The organism is Anaerobacillus sp. ABA4_114 (assembly GCF_056159065.1).
On the sequence record NZ_JBSWUM010000001.1, the window covers coordinates 1,596,092 to 1,622,756 of the forward strand.

At 41.2% G+C, this 26,665-nt stretch carries 25 protein-coding genes and 2 other annotated features; of the genes, 17 read left to right on the plus strand and 8 right to left on the minus strand.

Annotated features, from left to right (window positions below; translation table 11 throughout):
- Window positions 1-11: 11 nt before the first annotated feature.
- From mce to ACXAEY_RS08020, 8 genes are all read left to right on the plus strand, one after another.
- The gene (gene mce / locus ACXAEY_RS07985) at window positions 12-848 is read left to right on the plus strand and encodes a methylmalonyl-CoA epimerase (protein WP_474811210.1); all 837 of its coding nucleotides are present in this window, start codon (window positions 12-14) and stop codon (window positions 846-848) included.
- Window positions 848-2,395 carry an acyl-CoA carboxylase subunit beta gene (locus ACXAEY_RS07990; protein ID WP_474811212.1) on the plus strand — a complete coding sequence of 516 codons (1,548 nt, stop codon included), beginning with the start codon at window positions 848-850 and terminating at the stop codon, window positions 2,393-2,395. The genes mce and ACXAEY_RS07990 overlap by 1 nt, the downstream gene beginning before the upstream one ends.
- A gap of 25 nt (window positions 2,396-2,420) precedes the next feature.
- Window positions 2,421-3,539: a M20/M25/M40 family metallo-hydrolase gene (locus tag ACXAEY_RS07995; RefSeq protein ID WP_474811214.1), complete on the plus strand. Its 1,119-nt coding sequence runs from the start codon at window positions 2,421-2,423 to the stop codon at window positions 3,537-3,539.
- A 141-nt stretch (window positions 3,540-3,680) separates the two neighbouring features.
- Window positions 3,681-4,169 carry a MarR family winged helix-turn-helix transcriptional regulator gene (locus tag ACXAEY_RS08000; protein WP_474811216.1) on the plus strand — a complete coding sequence of 163 codons (489 nt, stop codon included), beginning with the start codon at window positions 3,681-3,683 and terminating at the stop codon, window positions 4,167-4,169.
- 96 nt (window positions 4,170-4,265) lie between these two features.
- Complete coding sequence (locus tag ACXAEY_RS08005; RefSeq protein ID WP_474811218.1) at window positions 4,266-5,543, plus strand: DNA polymerase IV; 1,278 nt, start codon at window positions 4,266-4,268, stop codon at window positions 5,541-5,543.
- 19 nt (window positions 5,544-5,562) lie between these two features.
- The gene (locus ACXAEY_RS08010; RefSeq protein WP_474811220.1) at window positions 5,563-6,519 is read left to right on the plus strand and encodes an AAA family ATPase; all 957 of its coding nucleotides are present in this window, start codon (window positions 5,563-5,565) and stop codon (window positions 6,517-6,519) included.
- 17 nt (window positions 6,520-6,536) lie between these two features.
- Window positions 6,537-7,730 carry a DUF58 domain-containing protein gene (locus ACXAEY_RS08015; RefSeq protein WP_474811222.1) on the plus strand — a complete coding sequence of 398 codons (1,194 nt, stop codon included), beginning with the start codon at window positions 6,537-6,539 and terminating at the stop codon, window positions 7,728-7,730.
- Window positions 7,727-8,965, plus strand: coding sequence for a hypothetical protein (locus ACXAEY_RS08020; RefSeq protein ID WP_474811224.1), 1,239 nt, complete (start codon window positions 7,727-7,729; stop codon window positions 8,963-8,965). The genes ACXAEY_RS08015 and ACXAEY_RS08020 overlap by 4 nt, the downstream gene beginning before the upstream one ends.
- On the opposite strand, the gene ACXAEY_RS08025 is transcribed toward ACXAEY_RS08020, so the two are convergent.
- On the minus strand, window positions 8,915-9,514 hold the full coding sequence (locus ACXAEY_RS08025; RefSeq protein WP_474811226.1) for a lysostaphin resistance A-like protein: 600 nt from the start codon (window positions 9,512-9,514) through the stop codon (window positions 8,915-8,917). The two genes, ACXAEY_RS08020 and ACXAEY_RS08025, sit on opposite strands and share 51 nt — an antisense overlap.
- An 89-nt stretch (window positions 9,515-9,603) precedes the next feature.
- Between ACXAEY_RS08025 and rnz the strand changes: the two genes are divergently transcribed.
- Window positions 9,604-10,524: a ribonuclease Z gene (gene rnz / locus ACXAEY_RS08030; protein WP_270179194.1), complete on the plus strand. Its 921-nt coding sequence runs from the start codon at window positions 9,604-9,606 to the stop codon at window positions 10,522-10,524.
- 86 nt (window positions 10,525-10,610) lie between these two features.
- Here the strand turns inward: rnz and namA are convergent, their stop codons facing one another.
- Window positions 10,611-11,630, minus strand: a complete 1,020-nt coding sequence (gene namA, locus ACXAEY_RS08035; RefSeq protein WP_474811228.1) for an NADPH dehydrogenase NamA — start codon at window positions 11,628-11,630, stop codon at window positions 10,611-10,613.
- Between the two features lie 67 nt (window positions 11,631-11,697).
- On the minus strand, window positions 11,698-12,483 hold the full coding sequence (locus tag ACXAEY_RS08040; RefSeq protein ID WP_474811230.1) for a glycerophosphodiester phosphodiesterase: 786 nt from the start codon (window positions 12,481-12,483) through the stop codon (window positions 11,698-11,700).
- A gap of 153 nt (window positions 12,484-12,636) precedes the next feature.
- On the opposite strand from ACXAEY_RS08040, the gene ACXAEY_RS08045 reads away from it, so the two are divergent.
- The 4 genes from ACXAEY_RS08045 to ACXAEY_RS08060 all read left to right on the plus strand — a co-directional run bounded on the left by ACXAEY_RS08045 (window position 12,637) and on the right by ACXAEY_RS08060 (window position 18,383).
- Window positions 12,637-14,253 carry a M20/M25/M40 family metallo-hydrolase gene (locus tag ACXAEY_RS08045; RefSeq protein WP_474811232.1) on the plus strand — a complete coding sequence of 539 codons (1,617 nt, stop codon included), beginning with the start codon at window positions 12,637-12,639 and terminating at the stop codon, window positions 14,251-14,253.
- Between the two features lie 85 nt (window positions 14,254-14,338).
- Complete coding sequence (locus tag ACXAEY_RS08050; protein WP_270179190.1) at window positions 14,339-14,545, plus strand: heavy-metal-associated domain-containing protein; 207 nt, start codon at window positions 14,339-14,341, stop codon at window positions 14,543-14,545.
- 205 nt (window positions 14,546-14,750) lie between these two features.
- Window positions 14,751-16,196 carry a cardiolipin synthase gene (gene cls, locus ACXAEY_RS08055; RefSeq protein WP_474811235.1) on the plus strand — a complete coding sequence of 482 codons (1,446 nt, stop codon included), beginning with the start codon at window positions 14,751-14,753 and terminating at the stop codon, window positions 16,194-16,196.
- A 156-nt stretch (window positions 16,197-16,352) separates the two neighbouring features.
- A complete protein-coding gene (locus ACXAEY_RS08060) occupies window positions 16,353-18,383 on the plus strand; it encodes a peptidoglycan D,D-transpeptidase FtsI family protein (RefSeq protein ID WP_474811237.1) in 2,031 nt (676 codons plus the stop codon).
- A 39-nt stretch (window positions 18,384-18,422) separates the two neighbouring features.
- On the opposite strand, the gene ACXAEY_RS08065 is transcribed toward ACXAEY_RS08060, so the two are convergent.
- A complete protein-coding gene (locus ACXAEY_RS08065) occupies window positions 18,423-19,766 on the minus strand; it encodes a sodium-dependent transporter (protein WP_270179187.1) in 1,344 nt (447 codons plus the stop codon).
- Window positions 19,767-19,828: 62 nt separating this feature from the next.
- Window positions 19,829-20,036, minus strand: a binding site (T-box leader).
- Between the two features lie 81 nt (window positions 20,037-20,117).
- Window positions 20,118-21,779: a BCCT family transporter gene (locus ACXAEY_RS08070; protein ID WP_270179186.1), complete on the minus strand. Its 1,662-nt coding sequence runs from the start codon at window positions 21,777-21,779 to the stop codon at window positions 20,118-20,120.
- A 146-nt stretch (window positions 21,780-21,925) separates the two neighbouring features.
- On the opposite strand from ACXAEY_RS08070, the gene ACXAEY_RS08075 reads away from it, so the two are divergent.
- Window positions 21,926-22,252: an MGMT family protein gene (locus ACXAEY_RS08075; RefSeq protein WP_270179185.1), complete on the plus strand. Its 327-nt coding sequence runs from the start codon at window positions 21,926-21,928 to the stop codon at window positions 22,250-22,252.
- Window positions 22,253-22,281: 29 nt separating this feature from the next.
- Here ACXAEY_RS08075 and ACXAEY_RS08080 read toward each other — a convergent pair whose 3' ends face one another.
- Window positions 22,282-22,668 (minus strand): DUF302 domain-containing protein, encoded by a 387-nt coding sequence (locus ACXAEY_RS08080; protein WP_474811240.1) that lies wholly within the window; start codon window positions 22,666-22,668, stop codon window positions 22,282-22,284.
- Window positions 22,669-22,775: 107 nt separating this feature from the next.
- On the minus strand, window positions 22,776-23,084 hold the full coding sequence (locus ACXAEY_RS08085) for a MerR family transcriptional regulator (RefSeq protein ID WP_270179183.1): 309 nt from the start codon (window positions 23,082-23,084) through the stop codon (window positions 22,776-22,778).
- Between the two features lie 265 nt (window positions 23,085-23,349).
- Here ACXAEY_RS08085 and ACXAEY_RS08090 point away from each other — a divergent pair, with 265 nt between their 5' ends.
- Window positions 23,350-23,613 (plus strand): HPr family phosphocarrier protein, encoded by a 264-nt coding sequence (locus ACXAEY_RS08090; RefSeq protein WP_270179182.1) that lies wholly within the window; start codon window positions 23,350-23,352, stop codon window positions 23,611-23,613.
- A gap of 14 nt (window positions 23,614-23,627) precedes the next feature.
- Here ACXAEY_RS08090 and proC read toward each other — a convergent pair whose 3' ends face one another.
- Window positions 23,628-24,464, minus strand: a complete 837-nt coding sequence (gene proC / locus ACXAEY_RS08095) for a pyrroline-5-carboxylate reductase (protein ID WP_474811243.1) — start codon at window positions 24,462-24,464, stop codon at window positions 23,628-23,630.
- Between the two features lie 48 nt (window positions 24,465-24,512).
- Window positions 24,513-24,723 (minus strand) — a binding site (T-box leader).
- A gap of 146 nt (window positions 24,724-24,869) precedes the next feature.
- On the opposite strand from proC, the gene ACXAEY_RS08100 reads away from it, so the two are divergent.
- Together ACXAEY_RS08100 and ACXAEY_RS08105 are read left to right on the plus strand one after the other, a co-directional pair.
- Window positions 24,870-25,838: an MBL fold metallo-hydrolase gene (locus ACXAEY_RS08100; protein WP_474811245.1), complete on the plus strand. Its 969-nt coding sequence runs from the start codon at window positions 24,870-24,872 to the stop codon at window positions 25,836-25,838.
- Between the two features lie 16 nt (window positions 25,839-25,854).
- Entirely contained in the window at window positions 25,855-26,646 is a 792-nt protein-coding gene (locus ACXAEY_RS08105) for an SDR family NAD(P)-dependent oxidoreductase (RefSeq protein ID WP_474811247.1), read from the plus strand.
- Window positions 26,647-26,665 lie beyond the last annotated feature (19 nt).

Sequence of the window (26,665 nt, forward strand, 5' to 3'; positions counted from 1 at the left end):
AGTGGGATGCTATGAAAAAAATACGTGTATTGATTGCAAAACCAGGACTTGACGGTCATGACAGAGGAGCACTCGTGGTAGCTCAAGCTCTTCGGGATTATGGGATGGAGGTCATCTATACAGGGCTAAGACAAACACCTCAACAAATCGTAGCTGCTGCCATCCAAGAAGACGTAGATGCGATCGGACTTTCTTGTTTATCAGGAGCTCATAATGAGTTGTTTCCTGAAATTGTATCGATGCTTAAAGATCGTGAGGCTGAAGATATAATCGTAGTCGGAGGAGGGGTGATTCCGTGGGAAGATATTCCTTTCCTCGAATCAAAAGGAGTTCAAAAAGTGTTTACCCCAGGAACTCCTACAAAAGAAACGGCTATTTTTATTGAGAAAGCAGTTAGGGAACGAGATGGTCTAAGTGAAGAGGTCTATACACCTCCTAAGAAAATCGATCACATAGGTATCGCAGTTTCTTCCCTTGAACAAGCGCTGCCGTTTTACGTTGATTCACTTCATCTTCAGCTTGAAGCCATTGAGGAAGTGCCGTCTGAAAAAGTTAAGATTGCTTTTTTGAAGATTGGTGAATCTAAGATCGAGCTTCTAGAACCGTTAAATGATGAAAGTCCTATCACTTCCTTTATTGAGAAGCGAGGTGAAGGCATACACCATATCGCACTTTCTTCTGACAACATTGAGGATCGACTTCAAGAACTTTCAGAGCGGGGAATCAAGCTTATTCACGATAAGCCTGTTAAAGGCGCAGGGGGCGCAAATATTGCCTTTTTGCATCCTAAGTCAGCTGGGGGAGTATTATACGAACTATGTGAGAAGGATACAAAGGAGGCGGAATAATGGATATGTACGATAAAATTAATGAACTGTACGATCGTCGAAGAGAAGTAGAGATGGGTGGCGGAGATGAACGAATAAGGAAGCAACATGATAAAGGAAAATTAACGGCTAGAGAACGAATCGAACTACTCGTTGACAAAGGTTCTTTCGTAGAACTTAATTCGTTCATTGAACACCGTTCGTTGGACTTTGGTATGTCTGATCAAAAGGCTCCTGGTGAAGGAGTTGTGACAGGCTACGGAAAAGTTGACGGTCGCCCGATCTATGTATTTGCGCAGGACTTTACAGTATTCGGTGGCGCTCTCGGAGAAATGCATGCCATGAAAATAGCGAACGTAATGGATTTAGCGGCAAGAAACGGAGCCCCCATTATCGGCTTAAACGACTCAGGTGGTGCGAGGATTCAAGAGGGTGTGGTATCATTAGACGGGTATGGACAGATCTTTTACCGTAATTCAATCTATTCCGGTGTTATCCCACAGATTTCAGTAATCATGGGTCCTTGTGCAGGTGGTGCAGTCTATTCTCCTGCTATAACAGATTTCGTATTTATGGTTGAGGATACGAGCCAAATGTTTATTACTGGGCCTAAGGTAATCGAAACAGTGACGAGAGAGAAGATAAGCGCGGAAGATTTAGGTGGTGCAAAAGTCCACAGATCTAAAAGTGGTAATGCTCACTTCACGGGTAAAACCGAAGAAGAAGTTCTTTCAGATGTGCGTCGTTTAATCAGCTACCTTCCTTTAAATAATGAAGAAAAGGCGCCTGTTAAGGTGGAGTCAGAACGAGAGGATTTCTGTGCAGATTTAGCAGATATCGTGCCTTTTGACTCAACGCGGCCTTATGATGTTCGTACTGTTATCGAAGAGGTTGTTGATCCTGGTTCATTTTTTGAGGTTCAACAGCATTTCGCTAAGAATATCGTAATTGGATTCGCAAGACTGAAAGGTGAAACAGTCGGTATGATTTGTAACCAGCCTAAAGTGATGGCTGGCGGTCTCGACATTGATTCTTCAGATAAATTATCACGCTTCATACGCTTTTGTGATTCTTTCAATATTCCTCTCATTACATTTGAGGACGTAACGGGCTTTTTCCCAGGAATCAAACAGGAGCACGGCGGGATTATTCGCCACGGAGCGAAGATTCTTTATTCTTATTCAGAAGCAACGGTTCCGAAAATCACTGTGATTCTTAGAAAAGCATATGGTGGAGCGTATGTAGCATTGAATTCTAAATCGATAGGTGCAGACTTAGTTTACGCTTGGCCAAATGCAGAAATTGCAGTCATGGGTCCTGAGGGAGCGGCGAACGTCATCTTCTCAAGGGAAATCAATGAAAGTGATAACCCAGAAGAAACGAGAGCTGCAAAGATTCAAGAGTATCGCGAAAAGTTTGCAAACCCGTACATAGCTGCTTCTCGTGGCATGGTAGACGACGTGATCGACCCTAGAGAAACTCGAATCAAACTTCTTGAAGCATTGGAATTAATGCGGAATAAAAAAGACGAGCGTCCTAAGAAGAAACATGGAAATATTCCATTATAATCAAGTGATATAGGAGGCATACACCATGATTAATGAGCAACGTTTACTCGATGAGTTTTTAGAACTTGTACAAATTGATTCAGAAACAAAAAAAGAAAAGCGCATCGCAGCCATTTTAAAAGAAAAATTCACTTCTCTAGGTGTCGAAGTAGAAGAAGATGATGCTGCTGAAAAAACAGAACACGAAGCGGGTAACCTTATTTGTACACTGAAGGGTAACGTGGAAGCCGATAGTATATACTTCACTTCTCATATGGATACTGTTGTTCCAGGACAAGGAGTTAAACCAACTGTAGAAGATGGATATGTTCGTACGGATGGAACGACGATCCTAGGAGCGGATGATAAGACGGGCTTAGCAGCTATGTTTGAAGCAATCCGTGTTTTAAAAGAGCAAAACATCCAGCACGGGACAATCCAATTCATCATCACTGTAGGAGAAGAATCTGGACTGCAAGGTGCAAAAGTACTTGATCCCGAAAAGCTTATTGCAAAATTTGGCTATGCGTTAGACAGTGACGGAGAAGTTGGTAAAATCATTACAGCTGCTCCAACTCAAGCAAAGATCCTAGCAAAAATTCACGGTAAGACTGCGCACGCTGGTGTTGCGCCAGAAAAAGGTGTTTCTGCAATTACGATTGCTTCTAAGTCTGTTGCCAAAATGCCACTTGGTCGACTTGATGATGAAACCACTGCAAATATTGGTCGTTTTGAAGGTGGCTCCCAAACAAACATCGTATGTGACTACGTTGAAGTGTTAGCGGAAGCCCGTTCACTCGTGCCAGAAAAAATGGAAGCTCAAGTGGAGAAAATGAAAAAAGCTTTCGAAACAACTGCAGAAGAAATGGGTGGATCGGTGGACCTTGATATTCAAGTCATGTACCCAGGCTTTAAATTTGGTGAGGGAGACCATGTAGTTGAAGTTGCGAAGAGAGCGATGAACGAGATTGGTCGCTCGCCTGAACTATTAACGAGCGGTGGTGGAAGTGACGCGAATATCATTGCGGGTCATGGTATACCTACAGTTAATCTTGCCGTAGGCTATGAAGAGATTCACACGACAAATGAGCGTATGCCTGTGAAAGAATTGATAAAAGTCTCTGAAGCAGTTGTTGCGATCATTAAAGAAGTTGCAAAAGGGTAAATTCTTCACAATTTAGTTACGGTTTAAGGTTGTCTAGCTAGTCTAGGCAGCCTTTTTACTATTAAATTGGAAAATGTAAAGTTAAAATATGTTAAACTATATTCGTGATAATTTAACAATATATTGGAAGTGGTGTTAATCATGGACTCTATTCGAACTCACAAACTATTAAACTACATGAGAGGAACATACAAAGTACTCGAAAATGAATGGCAAAAAAACGCAAGAGAAATTGGTCTTACACAGGCAGAACAGCATGTGATGTGGATCGTATTCACCGAAACAGAGGTAACGATAACGAGAATATCTGAAGTAGGGCTTTGGGACGTTTCTACTGTGATGCAAGTTTTAAAACGCTTAAAAAATAAAGGGTTCGTCGCAATAGAAAAGAAAGCTAGCGATCGAAGAATCTCTTATGTTAAATTAACAGAATCAGGTCTAACGAAGATTGACGCAAGTACGAAATACTCGTATTCTGTTGGAGAATACATAGATGAATATCGTAGACGTTCTGCTGAACATGCAGCATTTCTAGATGATCTTTATCAATTTCAGCTTGAATTTAACAAACACTTTCATGGTAGTGAGTTCGTCAATTGGATCGAAAAGCAGAAAGAGCGTGATTTGTAAGACGGGAACTTTTCCTGTCTTTTTTTTGCAGAGGTTTATCGCTCGTTATAGCTTATGGTTTTCAGATCATCCTAAAGAGGAAGGAGGCTGGTGTTAATGAATCAATTCAATAAAAGCGGTGGGAGAATAATTTTTCATGTCGATATGAACAGTTTCTATGCTTCTGTTGAAGCGGCTCATAACCCAGACCTTCGAGGAAAGCCGCTTGCTATCGCGGGTAATGTTGAAGAAAGAAAGGGAATCGTTGTAACGAGTAGCTATGAAGCTCGAAAAATGGGGGTCAAGACGACAATGCCACTATGGGAGGCGAGGAAGCACTGCCCAGAGCTTTTAGTAATGCCACCAAACTTTCCGCTATATCGGCAAACTTCCCTGCAAATTTTCGAGCTTCTAGAATCGTATACGCCACTTGTTCAACCCGTCTCGATCGATGAAGGGTATCTAGATATCACAGACGACTGCAAGGGAACCAATCCGGTGTCGATTGCAGAGGAGATTCAAAGACGGATTTTTAAAGAAATTGGCATTCCATGCAGCATCGGCATTGCACCTAATAAATTCTTAGCAAAGATGGCTTCCGATATGAAAAAGCCGCTTGGTATCACTATATTACGTAAAAGACAGATCGACGAAATCCTTTGGCCGCTTGATGTTGGAGAAATGCATGGAGTTGGTAAGAAAACCAAAGAGAAACTTAAAGAATTAAACATCACGACGATAGGGGAGCTCGCGAAAGCAAACCCGGTGCAACTCGAAATCAAGCTCGGGATTAATGGGAAAAGGTTGCACGAGCGCGCAAATGGTATCGACGATCGACCAGTAGACCCCGATGCGATCGACGATTTTAAAAGCGTAGGCAATTCTTCTACTTTCCCAGAAGACTTAGTGGATCGCCAAAGGGTGTTTACTGCGCTCACGAACCTTTCTGACTCAGTCGCAAAACGGATGGAGCAAAAAGGTGTTTTAAGTTTCAATGTGCAGTTAACCATTCGCTATAGTGACAGGACAACGATTACGAGAAGCAGGAAATTACAAAACCCAATCTCGAAATCAGCAGACATCTTAGAGGCAGCAAAATACCTTTTTTCAAAGAACTGGTCTGGTCAACCGATCCGCTTGCTAGGGATAACTGGTCAACAGCTTGTCGACCGTGATGAAGCCACAGTACAGCTTGATTTATTTTCCTTTGAGGAAGACTCTAAACGTGCTGACCTATATGACACGATCGGTTCGATACGAAAGAAATTCGGTGAGAGTTCATTGCTAAAGGGAAATCAGCTTCAGAAAGACGGAAGTCACAAACTACGTGATGAAAAAAGAAGAGGAACAAGTCTAGATCGAGATTTTCTTTGGAAATATAAGAATAAGAAATAATCATGAAGGAGCATACTTAATGTCGATTTCACTAAAGATGGAGCAAGTACAAAATGAGATAAAAAAAGTGCTTGTAGGGAAAGAAGAATTAGTTGAGCTAGTGATGATTTCGCTATTGAATAACGGTAATATCCTTCTAGAAGATGTACCAGGTACAGGGAAAACGCTCTTAGCAAAATCGGTTGCAACGCTGCTCGGAGGCAGCTTTAGAAGAATTCAATTTACTCCTGACGTTCTACCGAGTGATGTTACAGGCATCGAGTTTTTTAACCCTAAAAATCAAGAGTTTGAAATGCGTCCAGGTCCAGTTATGACGAACGTGTTATTAGCAGATGAAATCAACCGTGCGACCCCACGTACTCAATCAAGCTTACTTGAAGTGATGGAAGAAAAACAAGTTACGATAGAAGGAAGAACATTAAAACTTCCACAGCCTTTCATCGTGATCGCAACCCAAAACCAGCTTGAATCTCAAGGCACGTTTCCTTTGCCAGAAGCACAGCTCGATCGTTTTTTTATGCAGATGAAGAGCGGATACCCAACCTTTGATCAAGAGAAAAAAATGCTTACTATGATGAAGAACGGTATTCCAATCGACGATCTTTGTGCTGTTTTTACCACTGAAGAAATGATTGGATTGCAGCAACAGGTAAATGATGTGCATCTAGAAGATGTTTTAGAGAATTATTTATTATCAATCGTTCAAGCAACCCGCACGTCTGAAATGATTGAGGTAGGGATAAGTCCTAGGGCAACGATTGCATTTATGAAAGCCGCAAAAGGAAAAGCATTTATCCAGGGAAGGCGTTTTGTTATCCCAGAAGATATTCAATTCGTGGCACCTTTTGTGTTAAGTCACCGCCTCGTATTATCGCTAGAAAGTTCAATGAGGATGACAAAGATGCAGGCTTTAGAAGCGGTATTAAAAGAAGTCGATGTTCCAGTTGAAGTGAGTTCCAGTGGAATGAATGTTTGATGATGGATGGTAATCACGTGTCGGTATCTAATTCTCTGCAAATTCCTTCAGCTCTAAGTTGGATTGTTCTCTTTGTTGGCCTATACTCGCAAAACACGCCACTTCTATTGATAGCTATTTCATTCATCTTTCTTAATATGTTTACTAATTGGTATTTAAAAAAGGTTACAACTTCTGTAAATGTGAAGAACGAACAAACTACAATTAAACTTTTTCAGGAGGAGAAAACGGAGTTAACCTTTCAAATAGCGAACACTGGGAAGCTCCCTATTTGGAATGGTAAACTTAGATTTTCTTTAGATTCCATCGTAGTAGCCGAATTAAAGACAAACGAAGATTCTGCTACGTTCATTACTTATAGTATTCCACTTTCACTCCCGCCAGGAACAACCAAAACACTTTCTATCCCTATCCATGCAAAACAGAGAGGAACGACGAAAGTGAGACGTGTAGAACTTGTTGTGGAAGATTTGTTTGGTTTTGGTTCAACGAGGTGCAAGTTCAACGATTTCATTGCAAGCGAAATTCTCATTTACCCAAAATTAGGAGAAGTGAAGGGTGGAGAACAATTTTCGATTTTGACAGTCGGTACGACACCAGCTGATTACTCATTATATGAAAATCTAGCAGCTCCCTCTGGAGCAAGAGAGTATGTTAGTTCGGACTCTTTCAACCGTATTCATTGGAAAGCGTCAGCTAAGACGTCAGAATTGAAAACGAAAATTTTTGAGCGTTCGATCGAAATGAAATGGGTGTTTATTTTAGATGTGTCAGTAAAACGGTATAGTATCCCTGCACAAGTGACCCAACACCTCGAAAAGTACATAAGTCAGTTAGCATATCTATGTGTGAAAGCAACAAAATTGGGCTACGCTTTTGAAATTCATATTAATTTAGATCCCGGAGGCTCATCTCCTTATATGATGCTCCATTCTGGAGAAGGAAGCGTCCACCTTAATAAGGCATTGGAATTCCTTTCTCGAATCGATAGAGGCATGCCGATTATATCGCAAGTTCGTATGGTAGCCATGCTTAAGAGGAACTTATATAGTAAAGATTCAGTAATCATTAAAGTGGGTGAAAACGGATTAAGTAAAGCTGAGTCTTCTTTTTATAAGGAGCTCGATAAGAAAGGAAGCAGGTGTTTTGAAGTGGAAAGCTCAGAACATGGTGCATTTCTTAGAAAGCTAGCAAAGGGGCGAGTCCATTGAGAAAACCATTCTCTACAGTGAGATTGTTCCATTATTTATCACTAATCATGCTCGTTTATCTTTTTACCATGTTCGTTTATTTGTTTGACGTTTCGTATCCACCTCTCCTTCCATTCATTACGATGACTTTGATTGGAGGATTGCTCCTCGTCTTTTGGTCTACACAAAAGAAAGTGTACCAATTGTCTGGAGTGAAACTCATTCTAGGTGCGACGCTCCTTTTACTTGATGGATGGATAACTGGTTTGCAACTATGGAAAGCGCTTCTATTAACGATCGGTGTAAGTTTTGCGATTTATTTAAGTTTAAAAGATGATGAACGTACTATGAGCATTTTCTCAATGTTTTTATGCTTCATAGGAACGATGATCTACTATATGATCGCTCCTGTTAGTGAGTTTAAGCATTTCGTTTTCATCATACCGTTTGTTCAACTTCTTTTCTTATTAGGAAATAGATTAAGTTATCAGTTGAGAAATGAAGGTGAGACGAGAAGGAGTTCGTTTTGGTCTTATAACACGATAACAGTCTTGTTTGTATTAGTTGCTATCGGTGCTGTCATTTCCATTACATTAAGACCTTTCATATTGAGTGTTATTTCGACAGTTTTTGGTGCAATAAGCTATATTTTAGGCCTACCAATATACTGGCTGACATTATTGATTACGTTTAACTCTAGCGAAGAAGATTTAGCTTCTTTTCAAAAGGCAGCGAATGGAGAACCACTAAAAGATAATGAGATTGAACAGCTTAGTAAAACGTCACCTTTTGATTATGAGCCGTTTCTTTATGTGGTAATAGCAGTGATCATCGCCATTTTAATCATTTGGATAGCTAGAAAAAAGGTGGTCCTATCACACTTCACTCCATCAGTTACTTCTACGTTTATAGAGCGGTCCACTAATGAACTCAAAAGGAGCACTCGAATAAAAAGGAAGCCTCCAGAGAATGAGGTTAGGAGATTAACGTATCAGTTAGAATTAAAAGCAATGAAATATGGATATCAAAGAGAAAAGAGTGAGACGTTGTTAGAATGGTACAAACGATTACCTGGATATGCTGATGAACATAAGCATATCGTTCAAGTGTATGAAAAAGTACGATATTCGAACAAGTCAGTCACAAAAGAAGAGGTTCTTCACTATAAAGCTTGCCTGAAGAACCTCATGCATGAGATGAAACGGTCAAAGAAGAGGAAAGAAAACAAGAAGCATCAAGTCAAATACGAGGTGTGAAACAATCGGAACAATCATCGTTCTCGTTCGATTATAGAGGTATCCCCAAGTAAAGCCTGCTAGTAGAGCAGCGACTATCAATAAAAACGTTCCTGCATAGATGTGGGCACTCGCATACAGTACAGTAGCCAATAGAATTGAAGAAGTACTTTGAATTTCATCCATTTTACCTTGTACATACCCTCGCCAAAATAACTCTTCTCCAGGGATGATGATTAGAATAAGACTTACGTAATGCCACGTTTCTTTTGGTGAAATCAGGTTATACAACGATTGCAAACTTGCGATCATATCAGGGAACAACATGAGCATCATTTGCTTCCCTATATAAAAGATAAGGTAGAGAAGGACACCACTTCCAACACCGATGAGAACGTGATTATATGTGACCTTTTTCCATGATGCAGATCGATATGAGTACAAGATCAATAGGAATAAGGATAAAGTGAAAGCTTGCCAAAAGAACAAGTCAGAAAGCAGGAAGAAACTTGAGAAAAGCAGCAAATGAGCAATGATGATCGAAATAATAACCTTTCTATTTCTAAGCATGAGTTTACTCCTAGGATTGTAGTATACTAACTAGTTTAAAGGATAAAACATCGATTTGCGACAAAAGGTGTTCGAAAGGAGAGAGTTAAGTGGAGCTTCTATTTCTTGGTACCGGTGCTGGCGTACCATCCACGAAACGAAACGTGAGCTCATCGGCTCTGCGTCTTGAAAGCGGAGAAATATGGCTTTTCGACTGTGGTGAGGCTACACAGCATCAAATATTGACCTCAACTATCACGTTGAGTAAAATTACAAAGATTTTTATTACGCATTTACATGGCGATCACATTTTCGGCTTGCCAGGTCTACTTGGGAGTCGCTCCTTCCAGAGCGGAGAATCCGAACTAACGATCTATGGACCAGCAGGGCTAGAAGAATTTATACAAGCTTCCTTAAAAGTAAGTGGTACATACCTTCGTTACCCTCTTACCGTCATCGAGGTTAATGAGGATACTGAAATTCATATTGACGACTATACAATCCAAGTAGCTCTACTAGAGCACGGCATAACTAGTTTCGGGTATAGAATTCAAGAATCCAACAAACCAGGACGATTAGATGTAAGGAAACTTAAAAAGCTAGGCGTTCAACCAGGGCCATCTTATCGAATATTAAAAGCAGGTGGTCAGATCGAACATGATGGAAAAACGATAACACCAGAAGAGGTTACGGGGCCGCCTATAAGTGGTCGTTGTATCGTCATATGTGGAGATACTCGGTATAGTCAAAAAACGATTACGTTAGCGCGCAGAGCAGATTTACTCGTACATGAAGCAACGTTCTCGAATGAGAAAGAAACACTTGCTTACGATTATTTTCATTCTACTACTGTAGAAGCAGCAAAAATTGCGCGCGATGCAGAAGTTAGTCAGCTCGCACTTACTCACATTAGTTCACGGTATCAAGAAGAAGATCTCGATCGAATGGTAGAGGAAGCGAAAGAAATATTTCCGAACACTCAGATCGTGATGGACCATAGCTCGATAACCATCAAACAGCGTAACAAGTGAGTGGAAGAAGTTTCCTTTTAGTGAAAGACCCTAAGAAGCAGGTGAAATCACTGCTTCTTAGGGTCTTTTGTATATCGTTACTGAAATTAATTCCAACCGCGTTCATATTGCTTAGGTGGTTTAAGTTCGGCATTCAGTTCAACTGAAGCTTTTCTTGGCCAGTATGGGTCACGTAGTAGCTCTCTCGCTAAAAACACGAGGTCTGCTCGTCCGTTTTGAATGATTTCTTCAGCTTGAAGCGGGTGAGTGATCAATCCAACTGCGCCAGTAGCGATCTTAGCGCCATGACGAATTTGTTGAGAATGCGTAACTTGGTATCCAGGATACGGATTGATCTTTGCAGGCACGATTCCACCAGTGCTACAGTCGACGAGATCCACGCCTTGCTTCTTCATTTCAGATGCAAAATAAATAAAGTCGTCGATCTTATTTCCTTCTTCGTTATACTCATCTGCAGAAATACGAACAAACAACGGGCCGTCCCACACTTCTTTAACTGAATCGATGGTTCTCTGTAGGAACGTATAACGGTTTTCACGTGAGCCGCCATATTCGTCATTTCGGTTATTCGTAAGAGGGGATAGGAATTCACTTATTAAATAACCGTGAGCGCCGTGTAGCTCAATGACATCGAAGCCAGCTTCTTTCGCACGTCTAGCACCTTCCCTGAAGGCATCGATCGTTTCATTAATCTGCTGCTTGGTCATTTCTTCAGGGGTTTTCATGCCATCGTCGAATGGAATTGCCGATGGAGCAAGAATGGGGCCATCGACCCTCGCTTTTCGTCCTGCATGTGCAATCTGAATACCTACCTTTGCTCCATGTTCTTGTGAGAGGTGAACAATTTTCTTGAGACCTTCGATATGCTCATCGCTCCAGATTCCTAAGTCTTCAGGTGAAATACGCCCTTGCTTCGTAACTGCAGCGGCTTCAGTGAAGATGAGTCCTACTTTCCCCATCGCTCGTGATGTATAATGCGTATAATGAAAATCCGTAGCCTTCCCATCCTGCGCTTCGCAGGAATACATACACATAGGACTCATAACGATTCGGTTAGCAAATGTAACGTTTTTGATCGAATAAGGGGTAAATAGTGCTGCTGTCATTTCATCTTCGCTCCTTTTCATTCCAATAGTTGAAGTATAGCACGGATCAATTAATAAATCTGAGATCTTACCTTATAATGTATTGCCAGAGCACCTTCCACCACTTGCGTCTTTCTTGAGGGATATGCTCGTTCTTCATAATTTTTAGTGCAACATCTGGAACGTCTGTAATGATGCCATCCGCTTCCCATTCCAAGAACTGTTTGATGAGCCGTTCATCGTTAATGGTATAGGGCCTTACATTAATTCCATGAGCCTGTGATGCTTTCGTTAGTGATCGATTAACAGCACGGAATTGAGGGTGAATTGCTTTTGCTTTTATTTGTTTTGCGTAGTCCCACGGTTCCTCTAAGCTTGCCTTATAGATCGGAGCCGTTTCCACTTTCGACCATAGCTTATGAACATCGACGAGCCGGTTGTGTGCAAAGCTTGATATGACGGTATTTTTTTCTGAACGATGTTTCTTAATGAGTGGTACGCTTTTTTCTACGAGCTCCGTATTCGTATCACTATAATACTTTAGCTCGATGTTTAACCAAAGGTCAGGGAACTCGTTCGCGAAAATCAGTACTTCTTCGAGTGAAGGGATTACTTCTCCTTTGAACGATGGTGAAAACCAGCTTCCAGCATCGTGCTTTCTTAAGTCTGAAAACGATGTTTCGGTAACGATGCTTCGACCGGAAGCTGTACGCTTTAACGTCCTGTCATGGATGACGACAGGCACGTGGTCACTAGAAAGCTGGACGTCAAGTTCAATCCCTCCGGCACCTAGCTCAACAGCTCGTTTAAATGCACTCATCGTATTCTCCGGACACTGTTTACTTGCGCCTCGGTGTGCAAAGATAATCGTCATGTTTTCCTCCATTCTTGCTGGTCTTTTCGAGAGCAGTATGTATAAAATATTATATACAGTTTAAATGTTTTAAAAAGTCTTTCGATTCTCATATAACCTACCAAAAACGGGTTTCATTTGCAAAACGATAGAGAGATGAAGGAGGGCATTCTCATGGGAAAATGGCAAACAAAAGAGACGCTACTTTACTTGTTAACAAGACTAGTTGATCACCAAAGCGTCACAGGATCTTATCCTGAAATAGCACTTGCCGAATATATCCATCTACAGCTGCAAGACCTCCCTTACTTTAAGAAAAATCCCGAGCAGCTTGCTCTTCACCCAACAAGTGATGGCCGTTTTTTTGTAACTGGTCTGGTTAAGAATGGAACATCGAGGAAAACTGTTATCTTAATCAGCCACTTTGATGTTGTCGACGTTGAAGATTATGGACAGTGGAAGAACCTTGCGTTCAGCCCGTATGATCTAACTGAAGAATTTTATAAAAATAGCGATAAGCTGCCACTTGATGTCCAACAAGACCTCAATCATGGAGAATGGTTGTTTGGACGTGGAGTCATGGATATGAAATCTGGTTTAGCTCTACAAATGAGCATGTTAGAAAAAGCCAGCCTTGGAGAATTCGATGGCAATATTCTACTCTTGACTGTACCAGATGAAGAAGCGAATTCGATTGGCATGATTGAAGCTGTTCCTATTCTTGTCGAACTTGCAGAACAATATGATTTGAAGTATACAGCCTGCTTAAACTCAGAGCCGGTGTTCACTAAATATCCGGGCGACCAGAATATGTATGTCTACTCAGGATCGATCGGAAAATTGCTTCCGGGATTCTTCTGTTTTGGGCAAGAAACGCATGTAGGTGAACCATTTTCTGGATTGAATGCAAATTATATGGCTGCAGAAGTTACAAGGGAGCTCGAGCTAAATCAGGATTTTTGTGAAATTGTTGAAGGGGAAATCACGCCGCCTCCTACAAATTTGATGCAAAAAGATTTGAAGGAAGAGTATTCTGTACAGATTCCCCATGTAGGTGTCACGCTTTTTAATGTGCTTGGAATGGAGAGCAGTATTCAGGAGATAACCGATAAATTATTTAAGTCTGCGGAAAAAGCAGCTAAGCGAATCGAGACCCACTATCTAGATCGAGCTCGTTCGTTCTCAAAGCTTCAGTCCTTTCGACCTGAACCATTCCACGTACGCGTCCTCTCCTACCATCAATTGCTTAATAGAGCAGTAGAACTTTTCGGAGAGCCTGAAATTAAAAGGCGACAGGACTATATCATGGCGAACTATAAAGATCTAGGTGACCGAGATTTATCAACGAGAATGGTGTTTGACCTCGCTTCTCTATGCAAGGAGGATGGGCCGATGATCATCCTATTTTACAATCCGCCTTTCTATCCTGCAGTCTCTTCGCGTAATGATACGTTTATCCAAGAAACGATCAAAGAGGTCATCTCATATAGCGCGAACAAGCACAATGTTGTATTGAAGCATCAGAACTATTTCCCGGGACTATCTGATCTTAGCTTCGTTGGCCTTGAAAGGACAAAAGAAACAATTAAACCATTGAGTGATAACATGCCGTTGTTTGGACAATCATATAACCTTCCATTGGAAGCACTCGAGCAATTAAAAGTGCCTGTCATGAACCTTGGACCTAAAGGAAAAGATGCACACAAATGGACTGAAAGGTTAGAATTAACATACTCATTCGAAACACTATTAGATACGCTTCCATTCACGATTAAACAATTGCTGCGGTAATGTCGCTCGACTGTCTTATTAACAAACGTATGGGTATACTTTAATGAAAAGGGAGTATCGTTTAAATAAGAGAGGTGTGAAGAGGGTGAAGGAAACGACATTTGTCATTAAGGGAATGACCAGTCATCAATGTAAGTCTTCTATTCGAAGTGCATTACTCGACTTAACCGGCGTGGTTGCTGTTGAAGTTTACCTTGATGAAGGGAAAGGCGTCGTAGCATATGATGAAAAGGAAGTAAGCGTAAATGAGCTCACTTCTACCATCAAAAAGAGAGGGTACGAAGTGAATTAAAGCTCCAACTCAATAGTGTCGATCGACCAGCTGAGGTTTGGCTGGTTTTTTTGAGACGTCATCTGCGTTATCTAAGCTGGATGGTTCCGGTTTATTTATAAAAGTGGATTAAATATGTCTTAAAATAAACAGGTAATTCATGTAAACTGTAAGATGATGTTTCCAACCGCCTTTCGTTAAGTGGTTGTTCAAAGGAGATACCGTTATGAATATCATATCTATTTTACTTGGAATTCTGTTTGTTCTTAACTTAGTGTTAGCAGCCGTCGTTATTTTTCTTGAGCGAAAAGATGCTGGTGCAACATGGGCCTGGTTGATGGTATTACTTTTTATCCCTCTCCTAGGCTTTATCATGTACTTAATTTTTGGACAAAACTTAAGTAGACGGAGGCTCTTTGATTGGGAGAACATTAAAAAAGTAGGCATCGAAGACCTTATCCAAGAACAGGTCAGTGAGATTAAAGAAGGCATCTACCCTTTTCGCCACGAAGAAATTGCGAGGCACAAGGACATTATCTACATGCACCTTGTTAACGATGATGCTGTGCTTACGCAAGATAACGATATAAAAGTGTTTACGGATGGTGAAGAAAAGTTTGAAGCTGTCTTACATGATATTGAGAATGCGAAAGATCATATCCATTTTCAGTATTATATCTTTCGCAAAGATAATCTTGGAAGAAAAATTGCTCAAAAGCTAACCGAAAAAGCACGAGAAGGTGTTAAAGTCAGGGTTCTTTACGATGAGATGGGCTCAAGAAGAACAAGGAAACGTTTTTTCCGAGAGCTGATTGAGGCTGGCGGAGAAGTCGAAGTGTTCTTCCCTTCACGAATACCATATGTAAACCCACGTTTGAACTATCGCAATCATAGAAAACTTGTTATTATAGATGGCCGTATCGGCTATGTAGGTGGGTTTAACGTTGGTGATGAATACCTTGGCCTTAACAAGAAGTTTGGCTATTGGAGAGACACGCATCTTCGAATGGAAGGAAGTGCAACTCATGCCATGCAGACGAGGTTCCTTCTTGATTGGAACCATGCAGCGCGTAATAAAGTGGGATACGAAGCAAATTACTTTCCTGTTTTACCGACGATTGGAGACGCTGGCGTACAGATCGTAAGCTGTGGTCCAGACTCAGAATGGGAGCAGATCAAAAACGGCTATATCAAATTAATCTCCTCAGCCAAAAGAACGGTTTACATTCAGACACCGTATTTTATTCCTGATGCAAGTTTGCTCGATGCGCTTCGGATTGCGGCTCTAAGTGGAGTTGATGTCAGACTCATGATACCCAATAAGCCTGATCATATGTTTGTTTACTGGGCAACGTATTCATATGTTGGTGAGCTCTTAAAAGCAGGAGCAAGGATCTACATTTACCAAAACGGATTTATCCATGCAAAGACCATTTCGGTAGATGGTGAAATATCATCCGTAGGGACAGCGAATATCGACGTAAGAAGCTTTAAGCTGAATTTTGAAGTGAACGCCTTTATTTATAATGAACATATCGCCAAGCAGCTAGAAAAAACGTTCTTAGAAGATATGAGTAAAAGTGATGAATTGACAGCGGAAGGATATTACGATCGCTCAACGTGGATAAGGTTTAAAGAATCTATATCAAGATTGCTTTCTCCAATTCTATAGTAAGCCGTATGAGAGGTACCATTTATGGTGCCTCTTTTTTATACAAAAAATGTTCATGAAAAATTTAAATAATTCAAACTCTGTAGAACAACATGACAATATGATGTGTTAAAATGATTGGGAAGATAAGGAAAATATTGAAGGGAGAGGCACGAATTGATAAAGAAAAACATAAAAAAGACACATGTGCCTTTTCGATTAAATATACTATTCCTCTGTGTTTTTCTTTTGTTTTCTGCTCTTGTGTTGCGGTTAGGTGTCATTCAAATCGTACAGGGTGAAGATTTTGAGCGACTGACGGAACAAACAGAGAACGTGACGGCGAAATCATCTGCGCCAAGAGGGAAGATGTTTGATCGTTATGGTAGAGTCCTTGTAGATAATGAACCTACATTTACCCTTACATATATTCGTACTCAGAATACCAAATCGAACGAAAGGTTAGAGGTAGCCAGAAAGCTAGCGAACTTTATTGAAGTAGAAACGGACAACGTTACGGAACGAGACCTGAAAGACTACTGGATTTTAACGCAACCTGACAAAGCGAAGGCAAAGCTCTCTGACAAGGAATGGGGCGAGCTCCAACCAAAAGACGCCTACCAGCTACAAATTGATCGCATCGATGAGAAAGATTTGAAGGAAATAACCGAAGATCCAGAAGAAATGAAGGTTGCTGCGATTAAACGTGAGATGGACACAGGCTATGCGCTGTCTTCTCAATCGATAAAAAAGGGTCTGACTCGGGAAGAAATCGCGACTGTGAGTGAGAATCTAGATATCCTTCCAGGTGTAGACATTCAAGCGGACGCGGAGCGTATTTATCCTTATGGCAACACCCTTGAAACGATGTTCGGAAACCTTGGGCAGATTCCTCAAGAAAATATCGATACCTATAAAATGAGAGGTTACGATCATAACGATCTTGTAGGGGTCAGTTACCTTGAAAAAGAATATGAAGAATTATTAAAAGGTCAAAAAGCAAAGAAAAAATATATTACCGACAAATCTGGTAAACCGATTGGCGAACCGGTCGTAACACCTGGTAAGCGAGGAAACGATCTTGTACTAACGGTGGATATTGATTTGCAGAAGGAGCTTGAATCTATTCTTGCAAACGAGCTACGAGGGGCGAGAGCGAGTGGCAATCCTAGCGCTGATCGCGCTTATGCCATAGCGATGGACCCGATGACAGGCGACATCTTAGCATTTGGTGGAACGAAATACGACTCGAGTGAAAATGACTATATCGAGTATTCCTATGGCACGCTTTCAGAAGCGTACGAAATGGGGTCTGCTGTCAAAGGTGCATCTGTTTTAACGGGGTATGAGACTGGAGTTATCGGTCATGGAACGGTTCTATACGATACACCCATCCAAATCCCTATGACACCAACAAAAGCTTCTTACACGAACATGGGATACGTTAACGATTTAACCGCACTCGAACGCTCTTCTAACGTGTACATGTTCCGGATCGCGATGATGATCGCAGGATACGACTATCAGCCAAATACGGGTGGAATTCCATGGAATCCCAATGCTTATGACACGGTCAGGTACAACTTTAATCAGTTTGGGCTTGGAAAGAAAACAGGAATCGATATGCCGATCGAAACGTCTGGAATCAACGGTGGATATAATGTTCTTGGTAAACTTATGGACTTGATGATTGGACAGTTCGATACGTATACGCCTTTGCAAATGGCTCAATACATTTCCACAATCGCCAATGGTGGAAACCGAATTCAGCCACACTTTCTAAAAGAAGTTCATGAGCCATCAAACGTGAGTGGACTTTCAAACATTGTTGTTGAGCAGTTCGATACGAATGTGTTAAACACCATACAGATGAGCAACAGCGATATCGATAGAGTCCGAAATGGCTTACGGCTTGTAACGAATGGGAACAGAGGAACGGCAAGAAATGAATTTAGTGGTACAAGTTATTCACATGCGGGGAAAACTGGGACTGCACAGGTGAAGGATGATCGCTATAATCTCTCATTTGTTGGTTTTGCGCCATACGATAATCCTGAGATCGCCATCTCTGTCATCGTTCCGAACATGAACGATGATGGTAATCATGTGAATACACGTATCGGAAGACAACTTTTTGACGCATATTTTGATTTGAAAGATAAGCCTAAGCCTTCAGCCCCTGAAAGTAATGCTGAAGAGGAAGAGTGAAATTAACAACCCCTCACCAACGTGGTGAGGGGTTGTTTGTTAAATAAGTCCTAATGCATCAAGCATAACGGCAAGGATTAAGAGTGGCGCACCGAAACGGATAAGGTAATACCACGTTTCGAACAGTCCTTTTTTAAGTCCTCCTCCACGTTTAAGCTCCTCATATAAATCCGTCTTTTTCATTTTTAGTGGAACGAAAATTGCGATCAATAATGAGCCTAGAGGGAGTAAGATGTTGCTGACTGTATAATCAGCAAGGTCAAAAATGGTTTTTCCAAATAGCGTTACATCTCCTAGTACACCGTATGAGAGGGCGGAAGGAACTCCTACAACAAAGATAGCAAGACCGATGATCCACGCCCATTTTTTACGCTTTTCTAAATCTCCTTTTGAAATAACAGATACGATAATTTCAAGCATTGAAAATGCAGATGTCAGTGCTGCAAATAAGAAAAGTACTAAAAACGCAATGAAAAACAGCATGCCGAACGGCAGTTGACTGAAGACAGTCGGTAATACATTGAACAACAGTACGGGGCCAGCACCTGGTTCAAGTCCAAACGAAAAGACTGCTGGGAAAATTGCGAGCCCGGCTAGTAGCACGATAAGAATATTCAAAGACACGATCGACATCGCTGAACGTGGTAAACTTTGAGTTTTTGGTAAATAAGAGCTGTACGTCACCATAACAGAGACGCCGACGCTCAGTGTAAAGAACGATTGTCCCATTGCTTCTAGGATGGTTTGAGACGTTACTTTCGTGAAGTCAGGCTGTAGTAAAAATTGTATGCCTTCCATTGCTCCATCGAGTGTGACAGCTCTTAGCACTAAAATGATAAAAAGAATGAAAAGTGCTGGCATCATGATTTTGCTTGCCTTTTCAATCCCTTTCTCTACTCCTCTTGAAACGACGAATATCGTCATCAAAATAAAGAGGAGCTGGACACCAACACTGATAAGTGGATTTGCGATCGTTGATCCAAAAATCTGCATGTATTCATCAGAGGATAGTCCATACATTTGCCCGGTTATCGCCTTATAGAGATAAACGATGATCCATCCGCCAACAACGCTATAGAAAGAAAGCAAAATAAACGAAGTAACCATACCTAGAATACCGACGCGATACCATTTTGACTGAGGGGCGATCGTCTTGTAGGAATCTACCGCATTGCTTTGAGCGGTTCGACCAATCGAGAACTCAGCAAGAAGAAGAGGTAGTCCTAGTATTAAAGTAAATAAAATAAAGATGAGGAAAAATGCGCCTCCTCCGTTTTGTCCAGCTGTATAAGGGAATTTCCAAATTGCGCCGAGGCCGATTGCGGATCCTGCAGCAGCTAAAATAAAGCTCAGTCTTGATGACCATTGTTCTTTCTGACTCATACTTTTCTCCTTTCATTCATGGGTAAAGACTCGCTGCAATAAAAAATCGTCCCTACGGAATCCGTAGGGACGATTGAATATCGCGGTACCACCCTGGTTGTGAGAAAGATCTCACCACTTTGTATGTTTAACGATCTTCACCGTCTTTTGCCAAAGCAAAAGAAGCTCCAGAAATGAAATTCACCGTTCCTTTATGCACCGATTCGCAGCGACCATCGGCTCTCTTTTCCAGGGAAAGGGAGGCTACTAAGTTTCCTTCAAAGCAATTTCATGTGTAGTTGGTTATACAATTTTTATCATGAACAAGATGGAGTGTCAATCATGTTTTTTCTTAAATCTCTTATATTTCGCTTAATCCTGTTCATCCTTGTTGTGATCTTCTTCCTCGAAATGAGCGTCCACAGGTCCTTTTTGCTTTCTGTCTTTCTTTTTTCTTCTTAGCGTTTGTAATATTTTTTTGTAGTTTAATGAATACACTTTTGGCTCATAGTGCTCAGAAGCTCTAATGTCTTGAGAAGATGCTCTCATAAATGACCAGCCGAGCATAATCATGATAAAGAGTAGTGGAAACCCTCCAACGATACTTGCGGTTTGAAGTGTACCGAGGCCGCCTATGAACATTAACGTGAGTGGCATCAAACATAATGCGAATGCCCAGAATAGTCTGTTCCAACGTATCGGCTCATCTTCCACTTCTTTTTGTACTACCGAAGCGAGAATATAGGAACTCGAATCAAATGTTGTCGCAAGAAAGATAATCGCTAGCACCGTAAATACAAAGATCATCAGCCACGGTAATGGGAGCTGTCCGATTGTTTCTAGAATTGCTCTTGGTGCTCCTTCATCGTTCAATACGCTGATCACATCGAATTTACCTGTAAGTTGCATGTGAAGCCCATAGTTTCCAAGGATACCGAAAAACAACAAGCTTCCGAAAGTTCCGTATGAAATCGTACCAAGAATCATCTGTTTAATTGAACGTCCTCTAGAGATCTTTGCTACGAAAAGCCCAACAAACGGAGCGTAAACGAGCCACCATGCCCAGTAAAACACTGTCCAGCTTTCAGGGAAACCGGTCTTTTCATATGGACCAAGAGTATTATACGGCTCTGTCCACGTGCTCATATGAAAGAAGTTATCCATCAAGAGACCGATACTATTCGTTGTTGTCTCAACGAGAAATCGTGTTGGTCCGAAGATCAATACGAATAGCAATAGGAATATGGCTAAAACGAGGTTCAAGTCAGAAAGAACCTTTATTCCTTTTCTAAGGCCAGAATAGGCGCTTATTGCAAAGATTAAAGTGACGAGAACGAGTATCATTGTCTTTAAGACCATGTTTACAGGGAGTCCTGTCAACATATTGATTCCTTCAGCAATCATCGGCGTCCCAAGAGCGAGAGTAGTTCCCGCACCACCTAGTAGTCCAAACATGAATAATACATCGATGATTGTACCTAAAGGTCCGTCAGCAAGATTTCCGATTAAAGGTCTCGTCGCCTCGCTTATTTTAAGGACAGGCTTTTTTCTAACGTAATAGAAATACGCGATGGGTAGAGCTGGTAATGTATAGATTGCCCATGCGATCGGTCCCCAGTGAAAGATACCGTATGTACTAGCCCACAGTATGGCGTCCTTCGTACCTGGTTCAAGTCCAAATGGTGGCCCTTGAAAGTAATAAGCCCATTCAATCGTTGCCCAGTAAAGAATACTCGAACCTATACCTGCACAAAAAAGCATCCCCGCCCATGAAAAGTTATTAAATTCCGGGCGTTCACCTTCGTCTCCGAGTCGTACCCGGCCATTCTCACTAAATGCAACATATATCAAGAATAAAAATATTCCGAGTCCAACAAGTAAATAGAGGACACCAAACCTTGTCGTCATAAATGTATTTGCTTTATCAACGACCACTTTACCAGCTTCAGGAAAAAGAACGAGTGGAACAGTTACTAGTAACAACAAGAATAGCGCTCCGAAAAACGTAGGCCAATCGATTAACCGTTTGTTCATCAACTTTAACTCCTTTACGAGAACTTGTGCCGTTTTAGTTTTAGTTAACTTGTGCATTTTATTCGCAGGTGAGTGGGAGAGCGGTGAAATGAAGAGATATTTGTTATGATGGAGAAGAAATCGTTAGGTTAAAGTGAGGGAGCTTTGTGGAAAGGTTTACTGAAAACGCAGTTCGCATTATAAAAGAAATTCCGCGAGGACGTGTGATGACATACGGTCAAATCGCCAGGATAGCGGGGAGTCCGAGAGGTGCAAGACAAGTCGTTCGGATCCTACATTCTATGAGTAAGAAGCATGGGTTACCATGGCATCGAGTGATCAATGCAAAAGGGGAAATCGGTTTACGTGAAGAAGAAGGCGTGTTCATACAACGAGTAGCTTTAGAAGACGAAGGAATAACGTTTTCTGAGAATAATAAGGTGAGCTTGAATAAATACCAGCATCACCCGGATGAAGAAGCACATGAAAAATGACTCCCTTGGTAGGGAGTCATTTCTATTAGCTATTTACTGTTTTCGATACAAGAGATCAATCGGTCTTCAATGTCTAGACCGATGCCTTTAAGTCGATCATCTTCAGTTAGATCGAGCAAGGTGGTTGGTTTCGGCATGCCTATTTTTGTTAAGCCATTATCTTCATAAACGACGATTTTACATGGAAGAAAATACCCTACGGTTTTATTTTCTTTAAGAACACGATCAGCTTCCTTCGGGTTACATACCTCTAATACGCGAAAAGGTGTATTGAATTCCATTCCTTTTTCCTGGAGCTTTGAAGTTAAATCAAAGTCCCAAAGCACCCCGAAACTTTCTTCTTGTAATGAAGCACTTAAATCCTCCACTGCTTTATCAATCGTCTTCGTCGTGTCAATTGTGAAATGAAAACTCACTATGAAATCTCCCTTCTTGTACGTTTTGCATCTACTCGTTCTATACCCTGTAACGTATAGATTAAACGGACAATATTAAAAGAAATGACACGACTACTTAAATGAACTTATTTAGACATTTTAAACGCAGCGTTAAGCTGTCCGCGAATCATCTCATCTCTAATCTTACCTTTATCCTTTTGCTTATCTTTTTTGTACATTTTCTTTATTTCGAACGTTTGCATGCCATCTTCAATTTGGTTTGCGATGTCCATGAGTTTTTCCACATCGTTAAATGAAAACTTTCTCGTGCCTCCGCCTGATCGTTCAGGAAGAATTAATCCTCTTTCTTCGTAATACCGGATTTTGCGGAGTGATAAACCTGTTAATTCACTGACTGATCCGATCGGAAGAACTTTTTTCTCTTTGTAAGACATTATTATTCACTCCCACGCTCTCGTTCATATTGGTGTAATGGTTTCATATACTATAAAATTCATCTATCAAACTAATAATCTTCTATTTAGTATAGCATACACGACAACGATTCGTTAGAAGGGTGTTAGAATATCTAACATATTGTATGAGTTGGTTTGAAAGAGTGTGTCAGAAAAGGTGTCATGCACCTTGAGAAACAGTCATAAAGGTGGGAGAATAAAAGTGTGCAAACGGTTGTACAGATTTTTATTAGGAGGTGGCTAATTGAAGTCTCAACAAACCTTTCTATTAACTGAAAAGATAACGACAGCCTTTTTGATGCATGTGGTAAAGACTGCAAACCTTTTTTCAAGCTACATCGTTGTTGAAATCTCTAATACCACTTTAAATGTTAAGAGCTTATTGAGCATGAGTGCTTTGAATGGTTACAGAGGATCACTAGTTGTTATCGCTGTCGGTACAGATAGTAAAGAGGCATTAGAGACGTTAAGTAATTATTTCTTAGAACTTCAAAAAAGAACGATATAACATGGCAGTCGTGCTTACACTCTCTTTTCTTTAATGAGTGAGTGACCGAGTTCTTCTGAACGTTTTCTAGCACCTGTGATGCTTTCTAGAACGGCTTCGTCGAACTTATAGTTTTTTAAAATCGACAGTCCGGCATGAGTAGTTCCACCAGGGCTGGTCACTTTCTCCCTAAGAAGAGAAGGGGATTGCTTCGTTTGGCTCAACATCATTGCAGCACCTGTCATCGTTTGGATAATTAAGTCACGAGCGGTTTCTTTATCTAATCCATTCAGGTTCGCTGCTCTCTCCATACATTCGACCATGTAGTAAAAATATGCAGGGCCGCTTCCAGATAAACCTGTCACCGTGTCTAGTTGATCTTCTGACACATGAACGATGGTGCCGATCGTTTCGAATAGACTCGCAGCAAAACTCTCCTGTTCAGTGTTGCTATAGTGTCCAGATGAAATAGCTGTAGCAGAAAGGCCGATTGCTGCAGATGTATTTGGCATCGCTCTTATCACTGGTATGTTCGGTCCAATGCACGCTTCAATATAGGTTGTTGTAATCCCGGCAATAACAGATATGATCAGGTGATTTTCCGTAACATAAGGCTTTAAGCTCATAAGTGCATTCTCGGCATCTTTTGGTTTCATAGCCAGAATGATAACGTCCGACTTCGTTACGATTTTTTCATAGTCCTGCGTCGTCTCAACGTTATATTTGACTTGTAAATCTTCAAGTCTTTTGATATCGATGCGGTTTAGCAGTATGATTTGCTCTGGCGTAATGAATGTTTTTGCAATCATACCTTCGATCATCGATTCGGCCATCGATCCGGCTCCGAGAAAACCTATGTGCAGCGAGTTCATGATACCCTTTCCTCTCCTTTCAATTTAAAACGCCCACTCATCCTATAGTTAAAGGACGAATGGGCGTAATCCGTGGTACCACCTTCATTTGATATCTAAGATATCCTCAAAACCCCTATAACGTGGGGGGACGGCCGTGTTTCCACAGCTAGCTCATGGGTAGGTTCAAAGTTTGCAGGTAGTAAGGAATCTTTCAGCCCGTGGATTCCTCTCTCTGAACTATGCTTTTACTTCTACTATTCCCGTTCGTAGCTAAAGGTCGTTTAGTTTTACATAGTATGCTACGAATTAAAAAAATTGTCAATGAGTTTTTATAATTTTCTGACTTAATTATACTGATATAATGACAAAAAGTAGGATGAAGAGTAGAATGGAGTTAGGAAATCAAGGATAGGCGGTGGAGCGATGAATGCGACGATGGCAGATGAAATACTCTCCTTCACAGTACCGACGCCATTTTTAGTCGGGCCTGTGAATTGTTTTTTAATCAAGGGTGATGCGGTAACACTGGTTGATACAGGTCCCAGAACATCACGAGCGAAAGAAGTCCTTGTATCGCAGCTGAAGGACCATGGGTTTTCTTTGGAAGACGTTGATCAAGTGATTTTAACACATCATCACCCTGATCATATCGGGTTAGCGGGATTGATGAGAGAGATGGGTAAGAACGTGCTTGGTCACTGGAAAAATGATCGTTGGCTTGAAATGAAAGATAGCTTTTTGCAAGAGCACGAGATGTTTATGAGAGGCATCTATCAAAGTGCGGGCGTCCATGATCGTTTTTTACATCATGTCCATGATGTAAAAGAATATCTCTCCTTTACAGATCGGGCTACGTGTGATGTCCATCTTACTGAAGGCGATGAGGTTCCTGGCTGCAAGGGATGGAAGGTAATCGAAACTCCTGGTCATGCACAGAGTCATATTTCTCTTCTCCATGAACAGACTGGAACGATGATAGCAGGGGATCACCTCATTAAGAATATCTCATCGAATCCTATACTGGAGCCTCCGTACAACGGGCAGCCAAATCGTCCGAAGCCACTGCTGCAACAGCGCGAATCGTATTACAAAACGCTAGAATTAGCACCGTCTTTTGTTTATACAGGCCACGGTGATCCGATTGAAGATGTCGAGGTGTTAATCAAGGATCGTCTGCGACAGCAGGAAGAACGAGCCAAGAAAGTTGGAGCGTTATTAAAACAAGAGCCGCTAACCGCTTTTCAAGTTTGTCAAAAGCTGTTTCCAGGTATTTATAAGAAGCAGATTGGTCTTACTCTTTCTGAGACCATCGGTCAGTTAGATTACTTACAATCTGAAGGGATGATAACTCAAGTTAAAAGTGGAGAAGTCGATCTCTATAGACATCAATAATCGTTAGGAGAGAGTCATGAAGAATATTAAGAACAAAGTTATACTTATAACCGGGGCTTCAAGTGGAATAGGCCGCCAGTTAGCTCTGGATTTAGCTAAAGAAGGCGCAAGACTTATCCTCGTCGCGCGAACCGAAGAAACGTTGCTTAGGTTGAAAGAGCAAATTGAATCGGAAGGTGGCTATCCTCCTGCCGTATGGCCGATGGATGTTGGAGATGGGGAGAGAGTTGATCAACTCCTTCCTCGATTATTAAAAGAAATGCCTCCGATTGACATTCTGATCAATAACGCTGGCTTCGGTAAGTTTGACAATTTCGTCGATGCCGATATGAAAGAAATCGAGACGATGTTCGATGTGAACGTCATAGGATTGATGAGATTTTGCGCGAATGTTTTACCAGGCATGGTAGAAGCGAAAAAAGGCCTAGTCATCAATGTTGCTTCACAAGCTGGAAAAATCGCGACACCTAAATCAGCTGCTTACTCCGCTACAAAGCATGCGGTCCTTGGGTTTTCAAATAGCTTAAGGTTAGAGATGAAGCCTTATGGAATCAACGTAATGACCGTCAATCCTGGGCCGATTAAGACTAATTTCTTTGAAGTGGCTGACAGCAGTGGCAATTATACAAAGAACGTAGAAAAAATGATGCTGACTCCTGAAAAGGTTTCGGGTGAGATCTTATCAGCTATTGAAAAAGGCAAACGAGAAGTGAACCTTCCTGGGTGGATGAATGCCGGAGCGAAGATTTATCACGCAGCCCCTGGTCTAATTGAAAAAGTGGGCGGACGATTTTTTAATCAGAAATAAACAAGGAAGCATCAATCCT

What these genes read in the sequence shown, in the direction of transcription:
- mce (WP_474811210.1), top strand. Translation starts at nt 12, where the DNA reads ATGAAAAAAATACGTGTATTGATTGCAAAACCAGGACTTGACGGTCAT.
- ACXAEY_RS07990 (WP_474811212.1), top strand. Translation starts at nt 848, where the DNA reads ATGGATATGTACGATAAAATTAATGAACTGTACGATCGTCGAAGAGAA.
- ACXAEY_RS07995 (WP_474811214.1), top strand. Translation starts at nt 2,421, where the DNA reads ATGATTAATGAGCAACGTTTACTCGATGAGTTTTTAGAACTTGTACAA.
- ACXAEY_RS08000 (WP_474811216.1), top strand. Translation starts at nt 3,681, where the DNA reads ATGGACTCTATTCGAACTCACAAACTATTAAACTACATGAGAGGAACA.
- ACXAEY_RS08005 (WP_474811218.1), top strand. Translation starts at nt 4,266, where the DNA reads ATGAATCAATTCAATAAAAGCGGTGGGAGAATAATTTTTCATGTCGAT.
- ACXAEY_RS08010 (WP_474811220.1), top strand. Translation starts at nt 5,563, where the DNA reads ATGTCGATTTCACTAAAGATGGAGCAAGTACAAAATGAGATAAAAAAA.
- ACXAEY_RS08025 (WP_474811226.1), bottom strand. Translation starts at nt 9,514, where the DNA reads ATGCTTAGAAATAGAAAGGTTATTATTTCGATCATCATTGCTCATTTG.
- namA (WP_474811228.1), bottom strand. Translation starts at nt 11,630, where the DNA reads ATGACAGCAGCACTATTTACCCCTTATTCGATCAAAAACGTTACATTT.
- ACXAEY_RS08040 (WP_474811230.1), bottom strand. Translation starts at nt 12,483, where the DNA reads ATGACGATTATCTTTGCACACCGAGGCGCAAGTAAACAGTGTCCGGAG.
- ACXAEY_RS08045 (WP_474811232.1), top strand. Translation starts at nt 12,637, where the DNA reads ATGGGAAAATGGCAAACAAAAGAGACGCTACTTTACTTGTTAACAAGA.
- cls (WP_474811235.1), top strand. Translation starts at nt 14,751, where the DNA reads ATGAATATCATATCTATTTTACTTGGAATTCTGTTTGTTCTTAACTTA.
- ACXAEY_RS08065 (WP_270179187.1), bottom strand. Translation starts at nt 19,766, where the DNA reads ATGAGTCAGAAAGAACAATGGTCATCAAGACTGAGCTTTATTTTAGCT.
- ACXAEY_RS08070 (WP_270179186.1), bottom strand. Translation starts at nt 21,779, where the DNA reads ATGAACAAACGGTTAATCGATTGGCCTACGTTTTTCGGAGCGCTATTC.
- ACXAEY_RS08085 (WP_270179183.1), bottom strand. Translation starts at nt 23,084, where the DNA reads ATGTCTTACAAAGAGAAAAAAGTTCTTCCGATCGGATCAGTCAGTGAA.
- proC (WP_474811243.1), bottom strand. Translation starts at nt 24,464, where the DNA reads ATGAACTCGCTGCACATAGGTTTTCTCGGAGCCGGATCGATGGCCGAA.
- ACXAEY_RS08100 (WP_474811245.1), top strand. Translation starts at nt 24,870, where the DNA reads ATGAATGCGACGATGGCAGATGAAATACTCTCCTTCACAGTACCGACG.
- ACXAEY_RS08105 (WP_474811247.1), top strand. Translation starts at nt 25,855, where the DNA reads ATGAAGAATATTAAGAACAAAGTTATACTTATAACCGGGGCTTCAAGT.